Below are 22,482 nucleotides of genomic sequence, written 5' to 3'. Positions count from 1 at the left end.
TTCGGCGATCGTTGTATCTCGGCTTGGTGACTCATTTACCACTAGCAAACACCCGCCCCGTACTCCCCCGCACCACCAGTTCAGTCTCCAGGCACACCCGCCGAGCCGGCGAGCGGCCCTCGATCTGAGCGATCAACGTGTCCGCGCTCAAATGCCCGATGGTTTCGATGGGCACGCTCACAGAAGTAAGCGGCGGGGTGGCCACGGCAGCGAAATCAATGTTGTCGAAGCCGGTGACGGACAGCTGTGCCGGGATAGCGATCCCCTGGCGGCGGGCTTCGTCGCAGGCGCCCAGGCTGAGCAGGTCGGTGGTGCACACCAGCGCGGTAGGGCGGGGGTGCAGGGCCAGCGCTTGGCGCAAGCCGGCACGGCCGCCGTCCAGGGTAAACGGCTGTTCGATGACGTGGGATTCGGGCAGGTCGAGCCCGGCGGCCTGCAGCGCGTTGCGAACCCCCTGCACACGCCAGCGCGCGCGTTCGTTATGCGCGCGCGCGCCCGTCACTACCGCCAAGTGTTGGTGGCCAAGGGTAAGCAGGTGTCGAGCAACCTGAGCGCCGCCTTGCTCGTTGCTGAACCCCACGCAGTAATGGTCTGCGGCGTCATCGACCGACCACATCAGCACATAGGGCCGCTGGGCCAGGCGCAGCGCTTCAAAAACGGCCGGGTCGTGATCGGTGCCTACCAGCAGCACGCCTTCAACGCCCCGATCGATGAAGTTTCGTACGCTTACCAGTTCTCGGCGTCGGTCGTATTCATGTGAAGCAATCAGCAGCTGATAGTCATGGCTGTTGAGGCGCTGCTGCAGGGCCTGGATGGAATCGGCATAAATGGGGTTGTTGAGGGTGGGGAATATCGCCGCCACGCTGAAGGTGCGCCGCAGCGCCAACGCCCGCGCCGCGCCGTCCCGCACATAGCCCAGGGCCTGCACAGCAGCTTCCACTTTTGCCAGCGTTGCCGGCTTGACCAAAGACGGCGAAGAGATGGCCCGTGAAGCGCTGCCCAGCGATACGCCGGCCAGTTTCGCTACATCGCGCAGCTTGGGTTTTTCGATTTTCAGCATGACATCCAACGAGCAGTGGCTTGACACGAGTGTATCACCGGCGTAGATATGAACCGGTTCAAAAAGTAGTCTTGGTCAGAATAAATCCAATAAACGACACCGGATACAGATCCCGAAGCCCTTCACGGGGCATTGAACTACCCCGGATTTGAACCGGTTCAAGTACGCTGACTGGCGTGCTGCAACCAGGAGACATCTGCGATGACAACCCTTCCGTGGGCCAAACTCGGCCTTGCTGCCCTCTGTATCAGCGCTTCTGTTTCAGCCATGGCCGACGTACGTATCGGTGCGCTGTTCCCTTTTAGCGGTGGCCTTGCCTTGCTGGGCGATGAAAGTTACAGAGGCGTAGAAATCGCCATCGCCGAGCGCAACGCCGCGGGCGGCCTCAAAGGCGAGCAGATCAACCTGGTGAAAGCCGATGCCGTAGACGCCGGCCAGGCCGTAGGCGCTGCCCGACAGCTGACCTCCGGGCAAAACGTTACTGCGGTGTTTGGCAGCTATTCGTCGGCGCTGTCGTTTGCGGCAACGCAGGTTACCGAAGTCGCCGGCGTGCCGTATTTCGAGCTGGGCGCCGTGTCGGACGACATCACTGACCGCGGCCTGCAATACGTCTTTCGCAGCAACCCCACCGCCAAAAGCTTCGCCAAGGGCACCATCACTGCGGTCACCGACCTGGTGGCGCCCAAGCTGGGCGTGGACCCCAAATCCTTGAAGATCGCCATCATCCATGAGGACGCCTTGTACGGCACCACCGTGGCTAAGTTTCAGAAGCAGTTCGCGGCTGAAAAAGGCCTGACGATTGTCGAAACCCTGCCGTATTCGGCCAAGGCGGTCGACTTGTCTTCGTTGATCCTCCGTTTGAAGGGCGCCAACGCCGACATCGTGCTGCAGACGTCCTACCAGAATGACACGGTGCTGTATTTCCGCCAGGCACGAGAAGCCGGTTATACGCCCAAGGCCGTCATCGGGGCGGGGGGCGGCTACTCCATGCAGGACACCGCCAAGGCCGTGGGCGCGCAGAACATCGAAGGGGTGCTGGACGTAGACTTCCCGCAGTTCCAGACCAACGAAAGCGGCGCGCCCGGGATCGCAGCCTTCGCCGACGCCTACCGCAAACGCTACGGCAGCGAGCCTCGTTCCGGGCATAGCCTGATCAACTACGTGGGCGCCAAGATTTTCCTCGATGCCATGGAAAGCGCGAAATCCCTCGAAGCCGACGACATCCGCGCCGCGGTGGCCAAGGTGGACATCCCTCTGGGGCAGACCGCCGCCGGGATTGGCGCCAAGTTCGGCGCGAACGGCCAGAACGAACGCGCGGAAACCACCGTGATGCAGTGGCAGGGCGGCGTGCTGAAAACGGTGTACCCGCAGTCGGCCGCCGTCTCTGAAGCGCGCCTGGCCACCCAACCCTGACTGACCTTCACCGGCCCGGAACCGCCACAGGCGTGTTCCGCGGCCCCGTTCGCTCGCAGGGAGGGACTAACCCATGGAGATTTTCTTGCAACTGCTGCTCAACGGCGTGCTTCTGGGCGGCACGCTGGCGATCATCAGCATTGGCCTGACCTTGATCTTCGGGATCGTTCGGGTGGTGAACTTCGCCCACGGCGAATTCCTGATGATCGGCATGTACTGTGTGTACCTGCTCAACCAGCACCTGGGCTTGCACCCGTATGTGGCTATCGTGCCCACAGTGGTGGTGTTGTTCTGCCTGGGCGCGGCGATGCAGCGCTTTGTCATCCAGCCACTGCTCAACGCCGAAGGCCACATTCAAATCTTCGCCACGGTTGGGGTGTCCATCGCCCTGATGAATGCCGCGCTGCTGGTGTTCGGCGCAGACGTGCACACCGTCAGCAACCCCAGCGGTTGGGGTACCGGTAGTGTAAGCCTGGGCGGGCTACGGGCCAGCACTGGCCAGCTGGCGACTTTTGCCGTGTCGCTGTTGCTGGTTGGGGCGCTGCATTGGTTCTTGCACAACACCTTCCTGGGGCGCGCGGTGCGCGCCACCGCCCAGCACCGCAATGCGGCCCAGCTGATGGGCGTGAATGTGAAAGGCGTCTATGTGTTCGCGTTTGGCCTGGGTTGCGCTTGCCTGGGCCTGGCCGCCGGCATGATCGCGCCGCAGTACCCGGTGTTCCCCACCGTGGGTACGTTCTTTGTGCTTACAGCCTTTGTGATTGTGGTGCTGGGCGGCCTGGGCAGCCTTTCCGGCGCCCTGGTGGGCTCATTGCTCATTGGCATCGTCGACAGCCTGGCGGGCTTCTACATCGCGCCTGACCTCAAGGAGGTCGTGTACTTCCTCATCTTCCTCGGCATCCTGGTCGTGCGCCCCACCGGCCTGTTCGGTGCCGGGCGTGGGTCGGAATAAGGAGCCTCGCATGAACCTGACCCACCCCCGTGTGTACGTGAGCCTGCTGGCGTTGTCGCTGCTGCTCATCATTCCGTTCGCGGTCGGCTCCCCCTTTGTGTTCCACCTGTTCATCCTGGTGTGCAGCTACGCCGCCCTGGCTGGCGCCTGGAACATCGTGGGCGGCTTTGCCGGCCAGTTGTCCCTGGGCCATGCGGTGTTCTATGGGGTAGGCGCCTATGTGGCGACCCTGTTGGTGATTCATTTCCAGCTCACCCCCTGGATCGGCATGTTCGTGGGCGCGGCCTTGTCCACGGTGCTGGCGGTCGTGATCAGCTGGCCATGCTTCCGCCTGCGCGGGCCGTTCTTCGCGCTGGCCACTATCGCGGTGCTCGAAGTGGTTCGCTTGGTGGTGATCAACCAGCAGGACATCACCGGCGGCGCTACCGGGCTGGCCGTTCCCCTGAAGATGGGCGCCGAGTGGATGCTGTTCCGCCAGCGCTGGCCGTACCTGCTGATTGCCTTCGGCTTCCTTGCCGTTACCTTGGTGGTGGGCTGGAAGCTCAAGCAGTCACGGCTTGGCTATTACCTGATCGCGGTGCGCGAGCGTGAAGACGCCGCCCAGGCGGTCGGGGTGAGCGCGGTGAAAGTGAAGCTGGCCGCGGTGATGATCTCCGCGTGCCTCACCAGCCTGGTAGGTAGCTTCCATGCCATGTACCTCACGTTCATCGAACCGGGGGCGATGTTCTCCTTGGAGCTGTCGATCCAGGTTGCGATGTTCGCCCTGATTGGCGGGCTGGGCACGGTGTCGGGCCCCTTGATCGGCACGGTGCTGGTGTTGCCGCTGGCCGAGCTGGCCCGTGGCTGGCTGGGCGACATGGGCAGCGGGGTGCATGGCCTGGTGTATGGGCTGGTGCTGGTGGCGGTGGTGCTGACCATTCCCCAAGGGATCGTTGGCCGCTTTGGCGGGCGTGTCACTGCATGGATCGACCGCCTGCCCGGTGGCCGCCATCAGCCCTTGCCCGAGGCGCCCGCACCGGTAGCCGCAGCGGTGAGCACTACCCGGGGCGACCCCATTCTGGTGGCTGAGCACCTGCACAAGTACTTCGGCGGCCTGCATGCCACCAACGATGTGTCCATCAGCCTCAACGAGGGGGAAATCGTTGGCGTGATCGGGCCCAACGGCGCTGGCAAGACCACGGTATTCAACCAGTTGTCCGGCTTTTTGCCGCCCTCGGAGGGCCAGGTGAAGGTCCGTACCCGCGACGGCCGCTGGATTACCCCGAGCAGCCCGGCACAGTTCGCGCTCGCGGGGATCGGCCGCACGTTCCAGATCGTGCAACCGTTTGCCGACCTTACCGTGAGCGAGAACATCATGCTCGGTGCCTTCATGCATACCCGGGTGCCGGCCGAGGCCCGTGCCATCGCCGCACAGGTAGCGCAGCTCACCGACTTGACCAGCCTGCTGGAAACCCGCGCCCGCAACCTCACGGTGGGGGGCATGAAGCGCCTGGAAATGGCCCGGGCCCTGGCCACCCGGCCGCGAGTGCTGTTGCTGGACGAAGTGATGGCCGGGCTCAACCCCACTGATGTCGCCAAGGCCATCGAGATCATCCGTCGAGTGAGGGATGCCGGCGTGAGCGTGCTGATGATCGAGCACATCATGCAGGCCACCATGACCCTCTCGGACCGGATCGTGGTGATCAGTTCCGGCGCGATGCTGATGGAGGGCCTTCCCAGCGAGGTGGTCAGCAACCCTCAGGTGATCGAGGCTTATCTGGGCAAGGAGTACAGCCATGCTTAGGCTCAACAACGTGCATGCCGGCTATGACCGTACCGAAGTGTTGCGTGGCGTCTCCATCGAGGTGAACGCCGGTGAAGTGGTCACTATTGTCGGCGCCAACGGGGCTGGCAAAACCACCACCTTGCGCAGCCTGTGTGGCCTGGTAAAGCCCACATTGGGAACGATCGAATTCGAGGGGCAACGCCTGGACGGCCGCCGGCCGGATGAAGTGGTAGAGGCGGGCATCACCCTCATTCCGGAAGGGCGCCAGCTGTTCCCCTTTATCAGCGTGCGCGACAACCTGCTGATGGGCGCTTACAAACGCAGCGCCCGCAACGGCTACAAGCAGCGCCTGGAGCAGGTGCTGGAGTTGTTCCCCAGGGTGCGCGAGCGCCTGGGCCAGTTAGCCGGTTCCTTGTCGGGTGGCGAGCAACAGATGGTCGCCATCGCGCGTGGCCTGATGGCCGAACCCAAGCTGCTGATGTTCGATGAGCCTTCGCTCGGCCTGTCGCCGCTGCTGGTGTCTCAGGTGTTCGACATCATCGAGAAAATCCTTTCCCTGGGCACCACGGTGCTTATCGTCGAGCAGAACATCGTGCATACCCTGCGCATTGCCCACCGCGGCTATGTGCTGGAAAACGGCGCGGTCACCTTGACCGGCACCGGCCGCGAACTGCTGGAAAACCCTCATATCAAGCGAGCCTACCTGGGCCTTTGAACACCATTTTGGAGGTTGCATGAGCACCAACACGATGCGTCAGATCGAACATGGCCAAGGCGGCCCGGCAAGCTGCATGGTCGTTGCCCAGGGCCCGGTGCCCCAGCCGGGGCCAGGTGATGTGTTGCTCAAGGTGGCGTACGCCGGGGTCAATCGCCCGGACGTGCTGCAACGCTCCGGCAGCTACCCGCCGCCGCCGGGCGCTTCGCCGCTGCTGGGCCTGGAAGTGTCGGGTGAAATTGTCGCCCTCGGCGAGGGTGTGAATCAGTGGGCGCTGGGTGACAAGGTTTGTGCCCTTACGCCTGGCGGAGGCTACGCCGAGTACTGTGTGGTGCCTGCCGAACACTGCCTGCCGGTCCCCGCGGGCCTCTCTTTGCTGGAAGCCGCCGCGTTGCCGGAAAACTACTTCACGGTGTGGACCAACCTCTTCGAGCGCGGCCGGCTGCAGGCGGGCGAAATATTGCTGGTACATGGCGGTTCCAGTGGCATTGGGATCACGGCAATCCAGCTGGCCAGCCACTTCGGTGCCCGTCTGCTGACTACCGTAGGTTCAGCCGAGAAAGCCCAGGCGTGCCTGAAGGCCGGGGCCGCCCGGGCGATCAATTACCGCGAGGAAGATTTCACTCAGGTAGTGGCCGAAGTGACGCAGGGGCACGGCGTGGAAATGATCCTCGACATGGTCGGCGGGGACTACATCCAGCGCAATTTATCGGCCCTGGCAGTGGAGGGGCGGCTGGTACAGATCGCCTTCCTTGAAGGCAGCAAGCAGGTGCTCGATGCCATGCCGATCATGCTGCGCCGTTTGACCTTCACCGGCTCCACGCTGCGCCCCCGCAGCCGGGAGCAGAAAGCAGGCATTGCCGCCGCGCTGAAGCAACAGGTATGGCCGCTGCTTGAAGCAGGGCAGTGCCGGCCAGTGATCCATGCAACCTTTCCCTTGGCCGAGGTAGTTGAAGCGCACACGGTGATGGAAAGCAGCCGGCATATCGGCAAGCTCATGCTGGAGGTGAACCCATGAGCCGGCACCAGGGGCGTACCGTGCTGGTCTCGGGGGGCGGCAGCGGTATCGGCGCGGCCATTGCCCAACGCTACTGCGAAGAAGGCGCGGTGGTGGCGATCCTCGACGCGGATGAGCAGCGTGCACGCGACCAGGCCGAGCGCCTGCAAAAGCAGGGGTACCACGTAGCCTGGCATCAGGCAGATGTTGCTGATTTCGATCAGTGCCAACAAGCATGCGTACAGCTTGAATCCACCCTGGGGCCTATCGATACCCTGATCAATAATGCCGGTGTGTCGCCCAAGCACAACGGCCAGGCCGCGCCCATCTGGCAGATGGACCCAGCAGAATGGAACCGGGTGGTCGCGATCAACCTTGGCGGGGCGTTCAACCTCAGCCGGTTATTGTCGCCCGGCATGGTCGAGCGCCGGTTCGGCCGTATCGTCAGCATGTCCTCAGTGGCAGGCAGCGCGTACCTACCACTGGTAGCGGCGCATTACAGCGCCACCAAGGCTGCGATCATCGGCTTTACCCGGCACTTGGCCGGCGAGCTCGGGCCCTATGGCATCACGGTCAACGCCCTCGCGCCTGGCCGCATTGAAACGCCGTTGCTGAAAACCGTTGCCGCCGAGGCCAACCAGGCAGTGATCGACGAAACCCCGCTGGGCCGATTGGGCCAGCCGTCGGAGGTGGCCGATGCCGCGTGTTTTCTGACCAGCCGCGACAGTGATTTCGTGACCGGGCAGGTGCTGGACGTCGCCGGTGGCTGGCTGATGCGCTGACCTGCCAAACGTCGCGCGGCCCGGTGGCGCGCGCCTTCAGTCCAAGACGCATTCACTTTGGCGTGAACGACATGAAAAGTATCAGTGAGATCTCCGGCGCCACGCGCCTGTACGCAATCATCGCGGACCCCATCAGCCACGTGAAGACGCCTCAGGTTATCAACCGACTGTTCGAACAGGTCGGCCATGATGGTGTGATGGTGCCTTTCCACGTCGCTTCCAGCGGGCTGCCGGCGGTAATTGCAGGCCTGCGGTCGCTGGCGAACCTGGAAGGCTTCATCGTCACCGTCCCGCATAAAACCGCGATGCTTTCGTTGTGCGACCAGGTTACCGCCCACGCTCAACAGGTGGGTGCGGTCAACGTGGTCCGGCGCAGCGCGGCTGGGGAGTTGATTGGCGATATCCTTGATGGCATCGGCTTTGTGGGCGGGCTGCGGCAAGAAGGCTTCGAGCCTGCCGGCGCGAGCGTTTACCTGGCCGGCGCGGGCGGGGCGGCCAATGCCATTGCCTTTGCCCTGGCCGAAGCAGGGGTTGCCCGGCTAACCGTGGCCAACCGCACGGCAGCAAAGGCCGAAGCCTTGCTTGCACGCCTGCGCGCGGCTTTCCCCACGTTACCGCTGCACCTGGGTAACGCAGACCCGAGCGGGCACACCCTGGTGGTCAATGCCACGTCACTCGGCCTGCGCGAAGGGGACCTTTTACCCTGCGACACCAGCCGCCTCAGTGGCGATCAGTGGGTGGCCGAGATCATCATGCAGCCAGCCCGTACCCCTTTGTTGCTGGCGGCTGCCGCACGAGGTTGTCGCATTCAGGAAGGGCTGCCCATGTTGTTGTGCCAGGCGCGGTTGATGGCCCGCGCGATGGGCGCTCCGGTGTCGGAGGGCGCGGCATGACAGTTTACGACTATGTAATTGTGGGCGGAGGGACCGCCGGTTGTGTGCTGGCCAATCGGCTTACGGCGAACGGCCGGTTCAAGGTGTTGATGTTGGAAGCGGGCGGCGAACCCAAAAGCCCGTGGATTCCCATTCCTGCAGGCTTCAGCAAGCTGCTGGTGAACACGCGTTACAACTGGCGTTTCCAGACCACACCGGAACCCAACACCAAAGGCCGGGTAATTGCGGTACCTCGCGGCAAGGGGCTGGGGGGCTCCAGCCTGATCAACGGCATGATCTACGTGCGCGGGCAGCCGGGCGACTACGATGCCTGGGAGCAGGCCGGCGCCAGGGGCTGGAATTTCCAGAGCATGGCGCCTTACTTCCGCAAGCTTGAGGCCTACCAGCATGGGGGCGAAGGGCGCGGGCGCGAGGGGCCGATGAATGTGCATCGGGTGAATGAAATGTACCCCATCGCCCAGGCCTTCCTTGAAGCGGCGCGGCAAGACGGCCAACCGGCCAACCCCGACTATAACGCCAGCGTGCAAGAAGGTTTTGGCTACTACCAGGTGTTCCAGAAGCAGGGCCGCCGCTGGAGCGCTTACGACGCTTACCTCAAACCCATACGCCGGCGAGCGAACCTCGAAGTGGTTACGGGCGCGCAGGTGCAACAATTGCAACTGGCCCAAGGCCGCTGCGTTGGGTTGCGTTATCGAGTGGGTGAACGTGAGGTTACCGTGCAGGCGGGGAGGGAGGTGATCCTCTGTGCCGGCACCATTCAAACGCCGCAATTGCTGGAGTTATCCGGCATTGGCCGGGAAGACGTATTGCGCCAGGCGGGCATCGCGGTGCAGCACCGGCTCGACGGCGTAGGCGAGAACTACATCGACCACTTCGCCACGCGCATGAACTGGCGCCTGAAGAACACGCTCACGCTCAATGAGATGGCGCGCGGTTGGCGCCTGGGCCTGGCGGTTGCCGAATACGCACGCCGGCGCACCGGGATTCTCACTCTGGGCACGGGGCTGGTGCATGGCTTCGTGCGAACGCGAAAAGAGCTCGCCACGCCAGACGTGCAGTACTTTTTCGTGCATGCCAGTTACGCCAACGCCGCGGAGCGGATCCTCGACCGCCATCCCGGCATGACCCTGGGCGTAAGCCAGCTACGGCCAAAATCCGTAGGCAGCATCCACATCCAGTCAGCAGACGCCAGCCAGATGCCGGCTATCAAGCCGAATTTCCTGGATGCAGAAGAAGACCGCCGGAGCATGATCGAAGGCATGCGCATTGCCCGGCGGATCGTCGGCCAGCCGGCATTGCGGGACTACATCGATGCGGAAACCAGCCCTGGCCAAGGCGTGACCAGTGATGGGCAGTGGCTCGAATTTGCCCGTGACAATGGCCAGACGATCTACCACCCCATTGGCACCTGCCGCATGGGGGAGGGTGGGCTGGCCGTGGTCGATTCAGCCCTGCGCGTTCATGGCCTGGCAGGGCTGAGGGTGGTGGACGCCTCGGTGATTCCGACCATGGTGTCCGGCAATATCCAAGGCGCGGTGATGGCGGTGGCCGAACGGGCGGCTGACCTGATTCTGCAAGAGGCTTTTTAGCCGGTCATTTCATGGGCTGGCCCTGTAGCAGCAAGGCTTGCCTGCGACCTTTCGCCACCGAATTTACGGCCCTGCCGGGCCGGTCGCCGCCAAGGCGGGCTGCTACAAAATTCGACCGGCCTGCGACCTTTACGCCGCGAATCCACGGCCCTGCCGGGCCTACGGACCCAACTCAGCAATAATCTATTACCCCCGCACCTTTCCAATAACCACGCCTAGTTGCTCCTGCATAGACTGGCCTACGTCAGCCGCCAGGCCCTGCCTGCGGCACGAAGAACAACAACAATTGGCAGGAGTAGCAGATGCGAAACCTGATGTTGGTAGGCACCGCCGTCACCCGCCCGGGGGCTGTTGGTTCGCTGTACCGCCTGAAGCCTGGCGGGGAACTGGAACTGGCCGAGGGCATCCCTCTGGATGCTTGCGTACAGGCGATCACACCTCACCCCACCCGCCCCGAAGTGGTGTATCTGGCGACGCGCAAGGGCTTGTACCGCTCCAGCGATGGCGCGCAGAGCTGGGAGCGCCTGGCGGTCACCCCGGCGCCCGTACCGATCTGGAGCCTGGCCGTGAGCCCGCACAACCCGGACGTGCTGATTGCCGGCACGGCGCCGGTGGGCTTCTGGCGTAGCGAAGACGCCGGGCAAAGCTGGGCGCAGTGCACGGGTGAGTTTCCCGAACGTTTCCAGATTTCCTTTGGCGGCTCCCGCCTGATGCGGGTGGCGTTTCATCCCACCGACCCGAACCTTGCGTATGCCGCCGCCGAAATCAGTGGTTTCTACATCAGTGAAGACGGCGGGCGCCACTGGCGCAGCGAAGCGCAAGGCCTTTCGGCCCTCGCCGCCCTGGCGCACCTGAAAAATACCGAGCTGACCACCGACGACACCGAAGGCATGTTCGACGGCCATGCGGTCACCACCACGCCCGCGAAGCCGGACGCGGTGTATTACATCTGCCGCATGGGCATCTTCGAAAGCCTGGACCGCGGCAAGCACTTCCGTGACTTGGCCGTGCGCAACTTCGCGCCCTTCGACTACACCCGCGAGTGCCGGGTGATCCATGGCCAGCCGACGTCGATGTATGCCTGCTTCAGCATTTCCTCCCGCAGCCATGCGGGGGCCCTTTACCGCACCGATGACCTGGGTGAGCGCTGGTACCGCGCCGACGAGGCGGTAACCGCGCGCAGCACCATGATGGGGTTCGGCACCCATGTGAGCAACCCTGCTGGTGTGATCACGGTGACCCGCGGCGGGCAAGTGTTCTACACCCTGGACGGGGGCCGCGAGTGGGTCGAAAAGCAACTGCCCGAGGACGCAGGTGATGCGTTCTGTAGCGCCATTCTCTGACGGGGACCATCCATGACTGAACGACTGAACGGCATCATCCGCGCGTTGGAAAGTGGCCGGGGCGTTGCCTTTACCTCCTTCCTTCAGGCGGAAATCGAAAACGCGGTCGCGTTTGCCCAATCGGCCAATGACGGCGTGGTCTTCGAACTGGAACACAACCCCTGGGACATCAAGGCGCTGCGCATGTCCATGCAGTTTTTGATGCTGCGCGAGCGTATTGCCAAGGCCGGCTCGCTGACCAATCCGATGACGCCGCTGGTGCGCATTCCTCCTAGCGGGAGCGAGATGAACCTCTGGTTCGCCAAGCAGGCACTGGACCTGGGCGCTTATGGCATCGTGTGGCCCCGCATCAGCACGCCCGAAGAGGCCTACAACGCGGTCGCCGCCTGCCGCTATCCGCGGCTGCCCACCGCGCCCTTGTATGAGCCCAAGGGTTTGCGCGGCGACGCGCCCATGCCCGCCGCCCGCTACTGGGGCGTGTCTCAGCAGGAGTACTACCGCAAGGCGGACGTATGGCCGCTGGCGCCGGAAGGCGAAGTGCTGGTGGTGCTGATGATCGAAGACGTGGCGGCGGTCAATAACCTTGAAGCCATCCTTCGCCAAGTGCCCGGCATTGGCGTGGTGCTGATCGGTGAAGGGGACCTTACCCAGGAACTGGGCTGCCCGCGCCAGTATGACAATCCCGAATTGCTGCGCCTCATGGCCCATGTACTGGAAGTAGGCAAGGCCCATAACGTACCGGTCGGCCACCCCCATGTGACCGAGGCCAACGTGGCGCAGGTGCTGGAGCAGGGATACCGCTTCCTGATGACCTACCCCAAACGCGACTTCTCGGCATTGGAAAAGGGCCGGGTGCTGACGACTTCTGGCCAGGAGGCCCGGCCATGAACGAGCCGCTGAGCATTGTGCTGGGGCCTCATGGCCAGGTCGCCGATCTGCGCGACGGAAAGGTCAAGGTGCCGGGCGTTAACCTGAACTTCATCGACGTCAAACGCATGCCGGATGCCTATCGTGACATGGCTCGCAACCAGCCGTACGACATCTGCGAAATGGCGCCCACGGCCTACCTCGTGGCCCGGGCCAACGGGGCGCCCATTACCGCCTTGCCGCTTCCAATGACTCGCCGCTTCCGGCACGAAGGGCTGATGTGCCGGCCAGGCGCGGGCATTTTCGAGCCTCGCGACCTGGAAGGCCGCAGCGTTGGCGTGAGGGCGTATGGAGTGACTGCGGCGGTATGGACCCGAGGCATTCTGGCGGACGACTTCGGGCTGGACAGTTCCCGGGTGCAGTGGGTCACCGAAGAAGCCGAGAACGTGCCCGGCACGCCGCTGCCCGCCAATGTGCATCCGTTGCCCGAGGGCGAGCGCTTGAGTGCGCGGGTGGAGCGCGGCGAGCTGGACGCCGGTTTCGCCGGCCTGGCTGGGCTGGGCAACGCGCCCACCGAAGGCTGGGTGGATGTGGTCGCCGACGCCCCGGCGCGCGAGCGAGCCTGGTATGCACGTACCGGTGTGTACCCGCTGCATGGGGTGATCGTGGTGCGCGATGAGGTGTTGCGCCGACACCCGGGGCTTGCATTGGCGCTGTTCGAAGCCTTTGTGCAGGCCCGTGACAGCTACCTGGCGCGTATTGCCCAAGGCAGCGCCACGCAACCCGAGGACCTTCGCTACAAGCGCCTGGGCGAGTGGTTGGGCAACCCACTGCCTTACGGCCTGGCGGAAAACGCCGCCTCGTTCGCCGCGCTCGTTCGTTACGTTCACGAGCAAGGGCTGATCACCGACCCGCCGGCGCTGGAACAGGCCTTCCCTGACCCTCGGCACGCCCCTGCCACCCCCGCCGTGGCCTGACCACTCCCTGGAGAAGCACATATGAGCGCGGCAATCCCTTTGAGCACCATGATGGGCACGTATCCCAAGACAGCGGCCCTCAAGGATAAACGTTTGACCTCCGCGCGAGTGGAGTTGCAGTTCGCCCCGGTGGACGTAGCGCAGAAGGCCTTCAAGGCCGTAGTGCGTGAGCACGCCTTCGAGGTCGCGGAAGTTGCCATCATGACTTTCCTGCAAGCCTTCGATGCGGGCGCGCCTTACCTGCTGCTGCCGTTCGTAATGAATGGCGGCTTCCACCATAAAAGCATCCTTTGCCGAGAAGACAGCGACCTTCGCCCCGAACACCTGGCGGGCAAGCGTGTGGCCATGCGGGCCTGGACCCAGACAACACCCACGTGGGTACGTGGCCTGTTGGCCCATGAGTACGGCGTCGCCCTGCCAGAGGTGCAATGGCTCAGCCAGGAAGGCGCCCACGTAGCCAGTTATGAGGAGCCCGCCTGGGTGACCAGAATCGAATCGGACCGCAACCTCGAGCAGCTGCTCAGGGCAGGTGAGGTGGACGCCATCATCGCTGGCGGCGGGCTGTCTGGCGAACCCGGCCTGCGGCCACTGATTGCCTCGCCTGGCGCCGCCGCGCTGGCTTGGCATGCCGGCACCGGGGTAGTCCCGATCAACCATGTGGTGGCGATGCGGCGCGATGCCGTGGCCGCATATCCCGAGGCCGTGGCCGCCGTGTATGCGCTACTGGTACGCGCACGGGAGCAGGCAGCAGGCAGTGAACAAGAGGAAGTCGACCTTCAGCCTCATGGTTTCGCCGCCTTGCAACCGGCACTGGAAATGGCCATTGCCCTGGCCTTCGAGCAAAAGCTGATCAGCCGTTCATACAGCGTGGCTGAACTCTATGGCAGTGTGAGCGAGCTGCTCTAGCACGCCCTGACAATAATAAAAGGAGGGGCTTATGCCCTCGATCATTTCTGGCATTTCCTTCGTGCGGCTCAGTGCCCCCGACCTGGGCCGGATGCAAGCGTTTCTGGAAGACTTTGGCTTGATGTTGGTGCACCGCGACGCCCAGCGGCTGTACATGCGGGGCGTGGGAGAAACACCCTTTTTGCATGTAACCGAGCTGGGGGACCCAGGGGTGGTGAGCTACGGCTACCAGCTACGCGAGCCCGAGCTGTTGGAAGTGGCGGCGCGCCTGCCTGAAGCGCACGGCATCGAGCAGCTGGACGCCCCCGGCGGTGGCCAGCGGGTGCGCGTCACCGACCCCAACGGCATGGTGCTGGAGCTGATCACCGGGCAGCAACCTGTGGCGGCATTGCCGCCACGCACCATCATCCGTGGGCCCGATGGCGAAAGCCGCACGCTGGGCCCGGCCAGGGTGCGCCGGCTGGCACACACTGCCTACATGACCCCCAACCTGCCGAGCATGATCGGTTGGTACCAGCGCACCCTGGGCCTGCTGCCCACCGATGAGCTGTACGTGGGCACGCCCGACAACGTGATCGGCCAGTTCGACAGGGTGGACCTTGGCGACGAGCCGGTGGACCACCATGTGCTGTTCCTGCTGCGCGGGCCCAAGGCCGGGATGCACCACGCATCCTTTGAAGTCGAAGGGGTGGACGACCTTTTCTTCGGGCTCGATCACATGCGCGGCAACGACCATGACCATGTGCGCGGGATCGGCCGCCACGCCCTTGGTAGCCAGGTATTCAACTACTGGATGAGCCCCTTCGAGCAGATGCACGAACACTGGATTTCCCATGAGCGGATGAATGCCCGGAGCAAGTTCAACCAGATCCAGATCGGCGAGGGCATGAGCCACGACACCGGCGAAGCGCCGCCGGAGCGCTTCACCAAACAGGCCTCGCCCATCGTGGGCGGAGTGCGATTTGCCGCCAAGGCACAGGGAGCCGCCTCATGATCATCGACTGCCATGGTCACTTCACCACGGCCCCGGCCGCGCTGCGCGAATGGCGTGAGCGCCAGCTACAAGGCCCCGGGCGGCTGGGCACGGTACCGGAGATTTCGGATGCCCAACTGTGTGATGCCCTTGAAGGCAAGCAGCTTAAAGAGCAGGCCGAGCGTGGCCTGGACCTGACCTTGTTGTCGCCCATTGCCGGGCAGATGGGCCATCACCTTGGCACGCTGGAGCACAGCATCGAATGGTCCGAGGTGGCCAACGACCTCATCCACCGTGTGGTGGAGCTGTACCCGCGCAATTTCGCCGGTGTGTGCCAATTGCCTCAGTCCCCCGGCCAGCCGCTCACGGCAGCGGTGGCCGAGGTGGAGCGCTGCGTGAACCAGTTGGGCTTCGTGGGCTGCAACCTTAACCCGGACCCGTCCGGTGGCTACTGGACGGACACGCCCATCACGGACCGCCACTACTACCCACTGTATGAAAAACTCGTGGAGCTGGACGTGCCGGCGATGATCCACGTCAGCAGCTCGTGCAACCCGTGCTTCCACCATGTAGGTGCGCATTACCTCAATGGCGATACCACCGCGTTCATGCAGCTGTTGCTAGCGCCGCAACTGTTCAAGGATTTCCCCACCTTGCGGCTGGTGATCCCGCACGGGGGAGGGGCCGTGCCCTATCACTGGGGCCGTTACCGCGGGCTGGCCCAGGACATGGGCCTGGCAACCCTGGACGAGGGGATCATGAACAACGTGTTCTTCGATACTTGTGTGTACCACCAGCCAGGCATCGACCTGCTGACCCAGGTGGTGCCGCACCGCAACATCCTGTTCGGTTCGGAAATGATCGGCGCCGTGAAAGGCATCGATCCGCAAACCGGCCACCACTACGACGACACCCGGCGTTACATCAACGCTACCCCGCACCTTACCCCGACACATCGGCAAAACGTGCTGGCCAACAACGCCCTTACCGTTTACCCGCGCTTGCGTGAGCGGCTGGCAATGATTACGAACGCAGGAGGGCACTGAAATGGACCTGGGTATCAAAGGAAAAACCGCGCTGGTGTGCGCTTCGTCCCGGGGCCTTGGGCTTGCCTGTGCCACCTCATTGGCACGTGAAGGCTGCGTTGTTTATCTCAACGGCCGCAACCTCGATTTGCTGGAAACCGCCGCAAGCCTGATCGAGGCGCAAACCGGGCATCGCCCTCACGTCATTGTGGGGGACCTGTGCACCGAGCAAGGCCGTGAGCGCATCATCCAGGCGTGCCCGTCGCCAGACATCCTGGTGAACAACAATGCAGGGCCGGAGCCCGGCAAGCTGGCGGACTGGTCCCGGGAGGACTGGCTGGCGGCGGTGGAAGGCAACATGCTTGCGCCCATCTTCCTGATCAAGGCGTACCTTCCCGGCATGCGTAGCCGCAAGTTCGGCCGGATCATCAACATCACCTCCGCCATGGTGAAATCACCCAGCGCGACCATGGGGCTGTCGGCTGCGGTGCGCGCCGGGCTCACCGCCTTGAGCAAGTCCGTGCAGCGCGACTGCGTCATCGACAATGTGACCCTCAACAACCTGTTGCCCGAGCGGTTCGATACCGATCGCCAACGTTACATGGCCGACCGGATGTCCAGCCGCGAAGGCATCAGCGTAGAGGAAGCCAAGGGCCGCATCGCTGCCACCATTGCCGCCAAACGGCTGGGCCAACCCCATGAATTCGGTGATGCCTGCGCCTACTTGTGCAGCGCCCAGGCTAGCTATATCTCCGGTCAAAACCTGCAGCTCGATGGCGGTTCCTACGCCGGGCTGGTTTAAGAGGACGCATCGATGACCCGTTACTGCAGTTTTGAACGCAATGGCAAGGCTTCCTGGGGCGCAGTAAACGGCGATCAGGTTGTGGACCTGGGCGCCCGCTTTGGCCACCAATACCCCGACCTCAAGGCGGTGCTCGCCGCCGGCTGGCCCGCTGAAGTGGCGGAGGCGGCCGGGCAGGGCGGTGACTACGCCTTGAGCGAAGTGACCCTGCTGGCGCCGATCACCGATCCGTTGCATATCTGGTGCCTGGCGCTGAACTATGTGGAGCACCACAACGAGGTGCAGAACGCCGGCCGGGTGCAGGAACTGCCCAAGCAACCCGCCTTGTTCGCCCGCACTCGCGATTCGCTCACCGCCCACGGTCAGCCTTTGTTACACCCTGGCGTGAGCGAGCAATTCGATTTCGAAGGCGAGCTGGTGGTGGTGATCGGCAAACCCGGCTACCGCATCAGCCAGGCCGATGCCTGGAGCCATGTGGCTGGCTACACGCTGATGAACGAAGGCAGCGTGCGGGACTGGCAGTTCCACACACGGCAGATCACCCCGGGCAAGAACTTCTATCGCAGCGGTTCGGTGGGCCCTTGGATCGTGCCGGCCAGCGAGGTGCCAGACGTCGACGCCCTGCGTATTCAAACCCGCCTCAACGGCCAGGTGATGCAGGACGACCTGGTTGCCAGCATGGTGCACAAGATACCCCGGTTCATCGAATACGCTTCCACATTGGCGCCGCTGCAACCTGGCGACTTGCTGGCCACCGGTACACCCAGTGGCGTCGGGTTTTCGCGCCAGCCGCCGGTGTTCATGCAGCCTGGTGATGTGTGCGAGATCTCGGTCGAAGGCATCGGCGTGTTGCGCAACCCGGTCGAGCGCCAGCCATGAGCGGCGAAGGCAAGCTGGCCTTGGCCAGCGCACCGCCAGTGGCCACACGCGACTTGCCCAGCCTGTGGCAGCTACGGGTGTTCGAAGCCGTGGCGCGCCACGAGAGCGTGACCCAGGCCGCGAACGAGCTCGCCCGCTCCCAGCCGGCGGTCACTGCCTGCCTGGCCGAGCTTGAGCAGATGCTGGGGGTCGCGCTGTTTGACCGCACCACCACCGGTACCTACCTGGGCGCCGCGGGCATGGCGGCCTTGGTGCGTACCCGGCGAATTCTGCAATTGGCCGAGGCGGCGGTGGCCCAGTTGTGCAGTTCGCGCACGTTGGGCCCGCTTGCCCTGGCCTGCAGTATCACCCGGGCACAGGCCCGCTGCTTGCTGGCCATGGAGGGCTGCGGGTCGTTTCGGGCTGCCGCGCGCCGGTTGGGCATTACCGAGGCATCATTGCAGCGTGCTGCTCGCACGATGGAACAGGCCATGGGCGCCGAGCTGTATCGGCGAACCGCAACCGGGGTGCACCCCACCGCGCTGGGCCGAACCTTTGCCCGCCAGTTCCGCACTATCGCCCAACAGATCCAGGCACTCGTGACCACGCTCAACAACTATGAGGCGCCGAAGGAGCGGCGTGTGGTGATCGGGGTGTTGATGCTCGACCCTTCGATCCTCATCGTGAATGCCATCAACGAGCTGAGCCAGCAGTACCCGGACGCCCGTGTCGTGGTGGTCAACGATACCTATGAAGCGCTGCTCAACAAGCTGCTGCGTGATGAAGTCGACTTCATCCTGGGCCTGCTCAAACAACCGGACGCGGTGTTTGATTTCATCGAGCAGCCGTTGTACCGGGAATGTTACTGCGCCGTGGCTCGGCGAGATCATCCGCTGATGCGCCAAGGCGCGGTCACCGTAGACAACCTGCGCGGCTATCGCTGGATATTGCCGCCCAAGGGCTCCCCCCGCCGCGAGGCCTATGAACATCTGTTTTCCGAAGGCACGCCGCCGCCGGCCACCATTGAAACCTACTCACTGTCCACCATTCGGCTGACCCTGTCCGATACCGACATGCTGACCGTGCTGAGTTGGACCGAAGTACTCAGCGAGCGGCGCTTCGGCCTGCTCGGCACCCTGCCGCTAGAGCTCACTTGGGACAGCCCCATCGTGGGTATCACGCAGAAACGCGAATGGAGCCCCAACGATGTACAGCGCACCTTCCTGAACGCGCTCAGGCGCAACGCCGAGGCCATCGCTCAAGCCAGCCGGCATAGCCTGCCCCCTGCCACCTGACGCACGCCTCGCTCCACCCCCTTGCATCGCACCGACAACAATAAAGCGGGGCGCAGCCACGGCTGCCCCGCGCCATGTAAATGGAGAATACGGTCATGTTGAACGTAACAAGCGGCAAAAGCCCATTTCAGGATCAGGCCCGGCTATCGCGTAACCAGTGGGCCCTGCTGGGCCTGGTGGGTGTGGGCAGCATGCTGGAATTCTGGGACGCCTACCTCATCGGCTTTATCATGGCCTTCCTGATAAAACCCTGGGGGCTGACGTACGGCGTGATGGGCGCGGTGCTGCTGGCCTCGGGGGCCGGCGCGGTACTGGGAGGGGTGGTGTGGGGCGCGGTGGCGGACCGGTTCGGGCGAAAGCCCGTGTTCATTGCGTCTCTGGTGCTGCTGGCGGCCACCAGCCTGGGGCTGGCGTTCACGCCTGAAGGGGGCTGGCAATACATGGCCGTGCTGCGCACCGTAGTCGGGTTCTGCACCGCCGGGTACTTTATCCAGATCGCCCTGGTGCAGGAGTTCATTCCACCAAAACGCCGCGGCATGCTTACCGGAATAGTGTCGGCCATTACCACGGGCGGTTTGCTGCTGGGCGCGTTCAGTGGCGCCTACCTGATTCCCGAGTTGGGCTGGCGCTGGACCTTCGCCCTGGGTGCGGCGCCTGCCGTAATCGCCTTGGTGGGCGCCTTTTATATCCCCGAATCGCCTCGCTGGCTCAGCTTGCAAGGGCGCGATGCCGATGCCCGGGCTTCTATCGCCTGGGCGCTCGGCCAGCCACCGGCGGCCCAGGCGGAGCTCAGCACGCCGCAGCCGCAGCCCAGCCGCTGGAAGGATATCTTCCACTGCCCACGTAACCTGATCACCACCACCTTGATCAATGCAGGGCTGGTAGCGGGCTATTACGGCATTGTGCTGTGGGCACCGATGTTGTTGGCCCAAGTGCAGCACATCGAGCCCGCCGACGCTTCCCGGCTGATGATCCTGTTCAGCGTGTGTGGCATGGCTGCACGGTTGCTGTCGGCGTACCTGGCCGACCGCGTGGGGCGGCGCAAGGTCGGCGGCTATTTTGCTTTGCTGGCGTCGGTTTCGCTGCTGGGCGCCGCCTATGCAGGAAGCGCCCAAGGCGCCTTGGCGGCGTGGTTCTGGGTGCCGCTGCTGGTTGCCTTTATCTTCGCCGACGGCAGTTTCTCGGTGTGCGCGCTGTATTCCACCGAGATCTGGCCCTCGCGCCTGCGCGGGGGCGGAGCGGGCTATGCCGGCCTCACCGGCTCTGTGGGCAAGATCATCGGCCCCATGGGCCTGGCGCTGGTGGCGGGTTCGAGTAACGCAGTGATGCCTGCGGCGACGGTAGCGGCCGTCGTGCCGGGCTTCACCTTTCTCTCATGCTGCTTGCTGGTTTGCGGCCTCACCTACCTGCTGATCGGCATCGAAGCCCGTGGGCGCTCGCTCGAATCCATGGACCAAAACGTCGCCGAGCCCAATTCCGATCCGGCCGCGCCCGCGCTGGCCAAGAAAACCCACCTGCCCGGCCCCCGCTGAAGCCAAATCAGCAAAATCCTATCGCCCAGGGCGGTTAATCCATTAGCTGCCCAGGCCTTGCCCTCTCTACAGTCAGCCTACCGCGGCGCCCCACACGCCGCTCCTACGGGAAAAACAATAATGACGATTCGCCTGGGAATGATTGTTCCCTCCCTCAATACCATCGCCGAAGATGACCTGCGCCGCTATTGCCCAGCCGAGGTGAGCTATCACATCCACCGCATTCGCTTGCGCAAGGAAGGGGGCCGGGTCACGCCTGAGGCATTGCTACGGGCCTACCTCGAAGCAGCAGACGAGGCGACGCTGCTCATGGACCTCAACCCGTCCGCCATCGCCTTCAATTGCACAGGCGCCAGCGTAGCCAACGGTGCCACGGGCGACGAGCAACTGGCGGCGCGCATGACCGAGGCGTTGGGCGTGCCCGCCACGAACACCATGGTGTCGATCAAGCAGGCCTTGGGTGCCGTGGATGCCAGGCGCCTGCTGCATGTGTGCCCCTTCAGCGATGTGTTTTCCCGCCTTGAACGTGAAGCCCTCGAAGCGGCGGGCCATGAGGTGGTGAGCACTGTTTCGCTGGACTTTACCGATGCGCGCAAGGCTGCGCAGATGACCCCTGACGCCATCGCCGCTTTTGTACGTGGCCATGTAACCGGTGACCTGGGCGGGATACTGCTCTCGTGCGCGAACGTGCGCGCGTTCGAAGCCGCGCAGCCCTTGGAAGCCGAGCTGGGGTTGCCCGTGGTGACCAGTAACCAGGCCACCTTGTGGGCCTTGCTCCGCGACGCAGGCTGGCATGGCCAGGTTCGCGGCGGCGGGCGTTTGTTCCAGAGCCTTGCCTGAGCCCTCTTTTGTAAACCGCTAAAGGTAGCGAACCATGCAAATCGTCGACGCCCAGGTACATGCCTGGGCCAATGGAACCTCTACGGGACACCACCGGCGTACACCCATCACGCAGGCAGTACTGGAAGCGGAAATGGCCGCGGCCGGTGTGGACCGCGTTGTGCTGGTACCGCCCCTGTGGGACCCGCTGGGCAACACGTACTCACTAAGCCTGGCCAGGGCGTGCCCGCAACGGTTTTCGGTGATGGGGGTACTCGATCCTCATATGCCGGCCCCTGAAACAACGTTGGAACGCTGGCAGGGCGAGCCAGGGCTGCGCGGTATCCGCCTGCTGTGCAATAGCCCGGAGCGCCTGGCCCCGCTGCAGGATGGCCGCTTCGACAAACTGCTGTCGCTTGCCGAATCCACTGGGCAGACGGTTGCCATCCTGGCACCCGGTGCGCTTGCGGTCATTGCCCAAATTGCCCGGCGGCATCCCGACCTTCGCCTGATCGTCGACCACTTGGGTGTGCCCCGTGGCGCCACCGGCCCTGCCGCGTTCGACCATTTGCCCACGCTGCTGGCACTGGCCGAGTATCCGAACCTCTACGTCAAGGCAGCCGGGGTAGGGGACTACGCGCTGGATCCGTATCCGTTTCGTTCGTTGGCAGAGCCCCTGCAACGTCTATTCGACGCCTTCGGCACTGAACGTGTGATCTGGGCGAGCGACTTGTCGCGCCTGCATCATCCGTATCACCAGTGTGTGAGCCATTTCTGCGACACGCTGCCGGGGTTGAGCAGCACGGAGCTGGCCAGTGTGATGGGCGGTACGATCTGCCGGTTGCTGGGCTGGGACGGGGGCTGAGCCACAGGCGCATTTTCCGCTGTACAGGCTGTGGGCGCCAAGGCGCCGGTTCAT

21 protein-coding genes are annotated in these 22,482 nt (G+C 63.9%); 20 read left to right on the top strand and 1 reads right to left on the bottom strand.

The features are described from left to right. Positions 1 to 31 precede the first annotated feature (31 nt). Complete coding sequence (locus AC3Z8Y_RS15055; protein WP_490086503.1) at positions 32 to 1,060, bottom strand: LacI family DNA-binding transcriptional regulator; 1,029 nt, start codon at positions 1,058 to 1,060, stop codon at positions 32 to 34. Positions 1,061 to 1,261: 201 nt separating this feature from the next. Between AC3Z8Y_RS15055 and AC3Z8Y_RS15050 the strand changes: the two genes are divergently transcribed. From AC3Z8Y_RS15050 to AC3Z8Y_RS14955, 20 genes are all read left to right on the top strand, one after another. Further along, on the top strand, positions 1,262 to 2,473 hold the full coding sequence (locus AC3Z8Y_RS15050; RefSeq protein ID WP_181112421.1) for an ABC transporter substrate-binding protein: 1,212 nt from the start codon (positions 1,262 to 1,264) through the stop codon (positions 2,471 to 2,473). Between the two features lie 73 nt (positions 2,474 to 2,546). Then, entirely contained in the window at positions 2,547 to 3,425 is an 879-nt protein-coding gene (locus AC3Z8Y_RS15045; RefSeq protein WP_490086502.1) for a branched-chain amino acid ABC transporter permease, read from the top strand. Positions 3,426 to 3,435: 10 nt separating this feature from the next. Then, complete coding sequence (locus tag AC3Z8Y_RS15040) at positions 3,436 to 5,208, top strand: branched-chain amino acid ABC transporter ATP-binding protein/permease (RefSeq protein WP_490086501.1); 1,773 nt, start codon at positions 3,436 to 3,438, stop codon at positions 5,206 to 5,208. Continuing rightward, the gene (locus AC3Z8Y_RS15035; RefSeq protein ID WP_490086500.1) at positions 5,201 to 5,905 is read left to right on the top strand and encodes an ABC transporter ATP-binding protein; all 705 of its coding nucleotides are present in this window, start codon (positions 5,201 to 5,203) and stop codon (positions 5,903 to 5,905) included. Before AC3Z8Y_RS15040 ends, AC3Z8Y_RS15035 begins: the two co-directional genes overlap by 8 nt. Before the next feature lie 19 nt (positions 5,906 to 5,924). Then, the gene (locus tag AC3Z8Y_RS15030; protein WP_490086499.1) at positions 5,925 to 6,923 is read left to right on the top strand and encodes an NAD(P)H-quinone oxidoreductase; all 999 of its coding nucleotides are present in this window, start codon (positions 5,925 to 5,927) and stop codon (positions 6,921 to 6,923) included. Then, positions 6,920 to 7,684 (top strand): SDR family oxidoreductase, encoded by a 765-nt coding sequence (locus AC3Z8Y_RS15025; RefSeq protein WP_490086498.1) that lies wholly within the window; start codon positions 6,920 to 6,922, stop codon positions 7,682 to 7,684. The genes AC3Z8Y_RS15030 and AC3Z8Y_RS15025 overlap by 4 nt, the downstream gene beginning before the upstream one ends. Positions 7,685 to 7,755: 71 nt before the next feature. Further along, a complete protein-coding gene (locus AC3Z8Y_RS15020; RefSeq protein WP_490086497.1) occupies positions 7,756 to 8,577 on the top strand; it encodes a shikimate dehydrogenase family protein in 822 nt (273 codons plus the stop codon). Then, complete coding sequence (locus tag AC3Z8Y_RS15015; RefSeq protein ID WP_490086496.1) at positions 8,574 to 10,166, top strand: GMC family oxidoreductase; 1,593 nt, start codon at positions 8,574 to 8,576, stop codon at positions 10,164 to 10,166. Before AC3Z8Y_RS15020 ends, AC3Z8Y_RS15015 begins: the two co-directional genes overlap by 4 nt. A gap of 302 nt (positions 10,167 to 10,468) precedes the next feature. Continuing rightward, positions 10,469 to 11,509 carry a WD40/YVTN/BNR-like repeat-containing protein gene (locus tag AC3Z8Y_RS15010; RefSeq protein WP_490086495.1) on the top strand — a complete coding sequence of 347 codons (1,041 nt, stop codon included), beginning with the start codon at positions 10,469 to 10,471 and terminating at the stop codon, positions 11,507 to 11,509. A gap of 12 nt (positions 11,510 to 11,521) precedes the next feature. Further along, entirely contained in the window at positions 11,522 to 12,397 is an 876-nt protein-coding gene (locus AC3Z8Y_RS15005) for an HpcH/HpaI aldolase family protein (protein WP_490086494.1), read from the top strand. Further along, a complete protein-coding gene (locus AC3Z8Y_RS15000; RefSeq protein ID WP_490086493.1) occupies positions 12,394 to 13,353 on the top strand; it encodes an ABC transporter substrate-binding protein in 960 nt (319 codons plus the stop codon). Before AC3Z8Y_RS15005 ends, AC3Z8Y_RS15000 begins: the two co-directional genes overlap by 4 nt. A 21-nt stretch (positions 13,354 to 13,374) precedes the next feature. Continuing rightward, on the top strand, positions 13,375 to 14,259 hold the full coding sequence (locus tag AC3Z8Y_RS14995; RefSeq protein ID WP_490086492.1) for a substrate-binding domain-containing protein: 885 nt from the start codon (positions 13,375 to 13,377) through the stop codon (positions 14,257 to 14,259). A gap of 31 nt (positions 14,260 to 14,290) precedes the next feature. Further along, positions 14,291 to 15,253, top strand: coding sequence for a VOC family protein (locus AC3Z8Y_RS14990; RefSeq protein ID WP_490086491.1), 963 nt, complete (start codon positions 14,291 to 14,293; stop codon positions 15,251 to 15,253). Beyond that, positions 15,250 to 16,278, top strand: a complete 1,029-nt coding sequence (locus tag AC3Z8Y_RS14985; protein ID WP_490086490.1) for an amidohydrolase family protein — start codon at positions 15,250 to 15,252, stop codon at positions 16,276 to 16,278. Before AC3Z8Y_RS14990 ends, AC3Z8Y_RS14985 begins: the two co-directional genes overlap by 4 nt. A 1-nt stretch (position 16,279) precedes the next feature. Further along, positions 16,280 to 17,059: an SDR family oxidoreductase gene (locus tag AC3Z8Y_RS14980; RefSeq protein ID WP_490086489.1), complete on the top strand. Its 780-nt coding sequence runs from the start codon at positions 16,280 to 16,282 to the stop codon at positions 17,057 to 17,059. Positions 17,060 to 17,071: 12 nt separating this feature from the next. Next, positions 17,072 to 17,938 (top strand): fumarylacetoacetate hydrolase family protein, encoded by an 867-nt coding sequence (locus AC3Z8Y_RS14975; protein WP_490086488.1) that lies wholly within the window; start codon positions 17,072 to 17,074, stop codon positions 17,936 to 17,938. Then, complete coding sequence (locus AC3Z8Y_RS14970) at positions 17,935 to 19,212, top strand: LysR family transcriptional regulator (protein ID WP_490086487.1); 1,278 nt, start codon at positions 17,935 to 17,937, stop codon at positions 19,210 to 19,212. Before AC3Z8Y_RS14975 ends, AC3Z8Y_RS14970 begins: the two co-directional genes overlap by 4 nt. Positions 19,213 to 19,307: 95 nt before the next feature. Then, positions 19,308 to 20,744: an MFS transporter gene (locus tag AC3Z8Y_RS14965; protein ID WP_490086486.1), complete on the top strand. Its 1,437-nt coding sequence runs from the start codon at positions 19,308 to 19,310 to the stop codon at positions 20,742 to 20,744. Between the two features lie 120 nt (positions 20,745 to 20,864). Beyond that, entirely contained in the window at positions 20,865 to 21,584 is a 720-nt protein-coding gene (locus AC3Z8Y_RS14960; RefSeq protein ID WP_490086485.1) for a maleate cis-trans isomerase family protein, read from the top strand. A 34-nt stretch (positions 21,585 to 21,618) separates the two neighbouring features. After that, positions 21,619 to 22,428, top strand: coding sequence for an amidohydrolase family protein (locus AC3Z8Y_RS14955; protein WP_490086484.1), 810 nt, complete (start codon positions 21,619 to 21,621; stop codon positions 22,426 to 22,428). Positions 22,429 to 22,482 lie beyond the last annotated feature (54 nt).

It is taken from the genome of Pseudomonas sp. 3MAES_34.3B, assembly GCF_058145875.1.
This window is presented reverse-complemented; position numbering and strand designations above follow the sequence as displayed.